This is a genomic window from Bartonella sp. CE47NXGY, from assembly GCF_042195415.1.
GTDB lineage: Bacteria > Pseudomonadota > Alphaproteobacteria > Rhizobiales > Rhizobiaceae > Bartonella.
The window spans coordinates 1-3,282 of the sequence record NZ_JBHIOI010000073.1; the positions used below are offsets into that span (position 1 = coordinate 1).

At 35.7% G+C, this 3,282-nt stretch carries 5 protein-coding genes; 1 reads left to right on the forward strand and 4 read right to left on the reverse strand.

The window, feature by feature from the left end; all coding sequences use genetic code 11:
• Positions 1-231 precede the first annotated feature (231 nt).
• Positions 232-696, forward strand: coding sequence for a hypothetical protein (locus tag ACFIL3_RS09310; RefSeq protein ID WP_375612634.1), 465 nt, complete (start codon positions 232-234; stop codon positions 694-696).
• Between the two features lie 14 nt (positions 697-710).
• On the opposite strand, the gene ACFIL3_RS09315 is transcribed toward ACFIL3_RS09310, so the two are convergent.
• The 4 genes from ACFIL3_RS09315 to ACFIL3_RS09330 form a co-directional block, all read right to left on the reverse strand.
• Positions 711-1,241 (reverse strand): hypothetical protein, encoded by a 531-nt coding sequence (locus ACFIL3_RS09315; protein ID WP_375681531.1) that lies wholly within the window; start codon positions 1,239-1,241, stop codon positions 711-713.
• Positions 1,228-1,566 (reverse strand): hypothetical protein, encoded by a 339-nt coding sequence (locus tag ACFIL3_RS09320; protein ID WP_375611108.1) that lies wholly within the window; start codon positions 1,564-1,566, stop codon positions 1,228-1,230. Before ACFIL3_RS09320 ends, ACFIL3_RS09315 begins: the two co-directional genes overlap by 14 nt.
• A gap of 14 nt (positions 1,567-1,580) precedes the next feature.
• The gene (gene ssb / locus ACFIL3_RS09325) at positions 1,581-2,021 is read right to left on the reverse strand and encodes a single-stranded DNA-binding protein (RefSeq protein ID WP_375638633.1); all 441 of its coding nucleotides are present in this window, start codon (positions 2,019-2,021) and stop codon (positions 1,581-1,583) included.
• Positions 2,022-2,451: 430 nt separating this feature from the next.
• Positions 2,452-3,150 (reverse strand): hypothetical protein, encoded by a 699-nt coding sequence (locus ACFIL3_RS09330; RefSeq protein ID WP_375682141.1) that lies wholly within the window; start codon positions 3,148-3,150, stop codon positions 2,452-2,454.
• Positions 3,151-3,282: the final 132 nt, after the last annotated feature.

The window sequence follows — 3,282 nt, forward strand, 5'->3', positions numbered from 1 at the left end:
TCTGTATTTTGTGATGTCATAAAATACACCCTCCAGATAATAAAAAACCCCGCATTTGCGGGGATTTTGAACTGTACCACACCCTCATTTAGATACAGTACGACCAGTGCCGTATTTGTCATTAAATACGATTTGCTACACTTTGTCAACATAAAAATAACACATATTGATAATTTCAAAGGGAATCTGTATGAAGCGAAGATGTAACAATGAAAAACAAGATAAAATCTAATGTTATTATCGTATTTAAAGAAAATTGCCTTATTCGGAATAATAAGTATCTTATTCACTAGCCATATAAGTAGTCAATCATTAGCAGAAGATAGGTATTTAAAACTATGCCCAGATGGCCAAATTCCTGTTTTGCGTGATGTACGAAATCCATCTTCTTTTGTTACTTGTATTTCAGAAGAAATATTGGATTATAATTTTAATAAGTTTAAAAAACTCAGAGAAGAACTCGGAAATGACATTAGACTAGCTTCTATAAGTGAAAAAGACTATTATGAATTATTAAAACATCATTCTAAAAAAAAACAAATAATAGAATGGTTCGTAATAGGCTTTATAATAATCACCATAATGTCTCTTCCGATTAACATACTCTGGCGATTTAGATTAAAGATTCCTGCGTTTTTATTTACAATAATGACCGCCTTAGCTGTTATTGCAATACCATATATATATGGGTGGTAGTATCTCTTTCAAATCTACTTTTTTGAAAAATGCTTCTGAAGCGCATTAAGAGCAACGCGTAATGAATTCACAAGGTGGGGTAGCATTTGATCTTCTATAACGAGGTACTGTAGCGCAGCATGAAGATTATACTGTCTATAAAGGCATTGTGCTTCTTTTAGTGCCTCTTTCACGGCTTGATAGTGATTTGTTGCTTTTTGAACCCATTGTTCAAAGCTATCTGGATCTGAATTTGTAGACACATCATCATAAATCGCATTAGGCAAGCCTTTTGCACAAAGGTAATTATTTCTTATCTGTAAGTACTGTTGCGCGGCATCATATTGCTCTTGAGTAATCACGCCTTGCAAACAAAGCCGCCCTATATAAGTACCAGAAAGTGGATTTTTTGCCTCCTGTAGCGTTAAACCGAAGCGCTTTGCACGTATCTCTATTGCCAATTTATCAACGGCTTCACGCGGTGCTTTTGCACGTGATATACGTCCGTTTGGTTCTCTTACCTGCCCTGCTATTTTAGGGCGTCCCCTTTTTTTATTTTTTTTCACAGATAACCTCAGACACCTGTTTAACGTTTTCCCAAATTTCCTTTGAGTTTGACTGTGTCCCTTCATCCAAAATCACTACAAATAACAGTAACACTATTGATATACCAAGGGCTGGTATTTTTTTCCAATCATCGTCATCATTTATCATCCACATGGCGACAAGTATCAGTATTCCAACTAGAAAACCTGCCAATATATCACAGCATTTTCCAATACCAGCATTATGTTGTAATGATTTTATCTCCTGATCTGTAATAGTATAGTTATAAACTGGCTTAGATTTACAGATTGCACTAAAGGTATGGAGCGGCGGCTTATCAGACATTTAAATACCCTCTATTAAAAAGGAACACTATCATTCATAACGGTATGAGACGTATCAAGAGGTCTGTAAATGCTTCTGTCATAAGCAGATGACTGATCTTGATTATCATCATTTTTGCCATCTAAAAGCTTTAACTCGCCTTTGTACTGAGGCAATATGACTTCTGTTACATAGCGATCAACACCGTTTTTATCTTGCCATTTACGGGTTTGTAGTCGCCCCTCGATATAAACTTTGCTGCCTTTATTCAGATACTGGAGTGCTACTTTTGCCAAGTGTGGATTAAACACCACAATGGAATGCCATTCGGTTTTGTCTATTCTTTTATTGGTTGCCTTGTCTGTATAGCTCTCAGACGTTGCCATTCGAAAATTGACCACCTCGATGCCAGATGACATTGTTTTGCTTTCTGGATTGGCACCTAAATGACCAATTAAAATCACTTTATTAAGCATTTGCTTTCTGTCCTTTAATGGAAAATAGTACTTAGAACAAAACAAACTCACAACTGATGATAGTATAACACATTATGGTGTATTTTTACAAACAGAATTTATCATAACCCACTGAATCTACAGTGTGAATCCCATTTTTATTTTACTTAACAGCTTGCTTTTTGATACGTTTTGTGCAATAAAGAGACGTTCTTTTATATTTCGGTTATTTCTTTTAATCGTTTATTTAGATCGCTAGCTGTTTTGATAATAAAAGCCGTATCAATTCATTTTGATGCGGTTTTTATGTATTAAGGCTTGCATTTTTACACGTTTTGTGTAATATATTTTAACATTTAAAATGTATAAGTTTCCAGTTGCAAACAAAAGCCGTGTCTTAAAAGGACGCGGCTTTTTTGCTATAAAGCAGCCCCCCGCCCCGTTATTTTATTTACGCTGCTTTTTCACTAATCTTTACAACGGTATCGTTTTCATAAATTTCACAATCTTCAGGAATTCCATATGCATAATAAGGGTTTTGTTCTGTATATGAATACTCATTTCTTTTTAATCTTGCATTGCCATGTACCAAACCTCTAATGGTGTGATAACCAGTCACTTTAGCATTGCCATAAACAGAACCATAGACCTTAACATACCCACCCACGCTAGCATTGCCATAAACCTTGCCATAAATTTTTGAAGAGCTACTTACAACAGCATGATCATAAACCTCAGCCTTGCTATGAATACGAGCATTTCCTGTTAATTTTGCATTCCCATAAACCCTTGCATATTGATAAACCCACACCTTATCAGAAAGATGCGCATTATCATAAACATGAGCTCCAAAATACACGCGGGTTTTATCATATACATGCGCATTGCCATAAACAAAACCACCAATGACAGCGTTGCCATATACCCTTGCATTTTCATAAACACGACCAGATTTTACAACACAAGCATTATCATAAACCCAGCAATTGCCATCATGAGAAAGGTTATCTTCCTTTTCAATAAAGCCGCCTAAATCACCAGCTTTAACATCAGCAAAGTCTTTTAATGCACGTATGCGGTATAAAGTAATCCCTTTAACGTGACTTTCATTTATAAGCTCATATTTTTTAGATACATTTTTAGTGGTCATAGGTAGCTCCCTAATCTAATATTCAAACAAATTTTTAAATGAAATGGTTATAAGGAGGCGCCCCCGCCGCGCCCGCGCCGTTATTTAAGCTGTTTTCCTATGAGGACGACACATAACAAAGCAAATTTCACC